The 1813-nt window shown below is 36.6% G+C and carries 2 protein-coding genes; both read right to left on the bottom strand.

Going from position 1 to position 1813, the window contains the following annotated elements; genetic code table 11:
• Positions 1-137: RRXRR domain-containing protein (locus tag PL8927_RS27525; protein ID WP_197047581.1), on the bottom strand; the 137-nt coding region annotated here is incomplete at its 3' end.
• 298 nt (positions 138-435) lie between these two features.
• On the bottom strand, positions 436-1813 hold a 1378-nt coding region (locus tag PL8927_RS27520; protein ID WP_156093358.1), incomplete at its 5' end, for a DUF655 domain-containing protein.

Below are 1813 nucleotides of genomic sequence, written 5' to 3'. Positions count from 1 at the left end.
TCCTTTAAGATAATAGTAAACGGATAACGACGATAAACAGCAGCTTGACCTTGATTCAATAACAATCGAGCTTGGGCGGGATGTATTGGGTTTTGAGGCTGTTTATTTGTATCAATTACAAAGACGTAATTAGACATGAAATAACTCCTATTTCTAGGGTAATGTTCGCTTCGTCAATGTTTTCTGAACTTGTTAGGTTAACAACACTGTTTTACCCCTCGTAAAACTGTTTAATTGTTAACAATAGAGCTACAAACTAGCGTCGCATTTGTAGGTATTATGATTCAGAAAACGTAGCCGTTAGGCTTAGACTGGTCAACTAACTAAAGTTAGAGGCATGAAGCCCCGTCACTTTAGTGCGGGGTGCTGACCTCAATCCTCAATCAAAGATAAACCCACTCCTAGTAATAACTGTTGACTATTGCCTATTCTAGTTTACCAAGTAACGCGATCGCTAATTTTTTCTAATAATTTTGGGCCAACGCCGGGCATCTGATCTAAATCTTTTAGGGAAGTAAAGGGTTTTTTCTGTCTAGTGGCTATAATATTTTGAGCTAATTTTGCACCGACTCCGGGTAAGGTTTCTAATTCCGCTTGAGTTGCGGTATTTAGATTAATTTTAATGTCTGAAGACGCTGAATTTACAGTCTCTACAGCTTTAGAATTAGTGGATTTTGTAGCAATAGAACCTCCACAGGCTTTTAAATCTTTTTCGATTTTTGTTAATAGCCAACTGGGAATTCCTAGGGTTGAATTTTGATACAGTCGTTCAAATTCTCTCTGAAAATGATCCGCAACGGTTTGATTTTTAATCACAATTAAGGTTTCATCATTTTGGGTATTGGCGGCTTCTGTCCAATTGTGGGAACCTGTAATTACAATTTTACCATCAATAATCCCAAATTTATGATGTAAGCGATCGCTAGGATATAAATTCGGAATTCCTATTGTGGAAAGCGGTTGTTTCCAAGGATGATTTTCGGCTTCATAACGACACTGATTAACTAACGCAATTCCCATCATATCCAAACCTTCACTATAGGAACGATAGGCAAAATCAGGGTCAATTAATCCTTGAATTAATACCTGATTTTGATGTTTTTTTTCTAAGGTATTCACAATAGCTTGAGAAGAAAATACAAATAAGGCAAAATTAAAGGATTGAGTAGCCTTTTGTAACTGTTGTTCAATTAAACCATTCGTGCTATTTTGCCAAGGTTGTTTTCCAGAGGTAGGAGAAAATTGAACGGTAACAGGAATATTCCCGACTAAAATAGTCTGATTACCTCGAAAAGGTTTTTCAATTCCAAATAAACTATCCTTTTTTTTGCCAACGCCATCCCCCCACATTAAATCAAACTCTTGAGTTAATAATTGGGCTAATTTTGCATTTTCAATCTTTAATAAATTATTCGCATTTCCTTGACTTTCTAAGGCTTGAAAATCCCCATGAACATCGCTAGTTGTCCAGTTAGCAGAAGTAATAATTATATTTTTGCTATCAACGACCATAAATTTATGGTGCATTAACCCTGTCCCCTTTGAGCCATCTTCAGTATCATCAACAATCGGAATTCCGGCATTTTCTAACAATATTAAAGCATCTCGTTGCTGACTTTCCTCTGAGCTAACTGTTCCATCTCGGTTCAAATCTGCTAATAATATAAATTCCTGATATCGATCCTTTTCTCGTTCAGGTAACTGCTGAATTTCTGTGAATTTCAATGAACTCCAAGGACGACGATAGGTATTTTCTAAAATTACTCTTACTTGAACCCCGGCTTGGTGACGTTCCACTAACGCTTGAGCAATA

It is taken from the genome of Planktothrix serta PCC 8927, from assembly GCF_900010725.2.
GTDB lineage: Bacteria > Cyanobacteriota > Cyanobacteriia > Cyanobacteriales > Microcoleaceae > Planktothrix > Planktothrix serta.
Note: the sequence above shows the minus strand (reverse complement) of the source record. Positions and strands in the feature narration are given on the sequence as shown.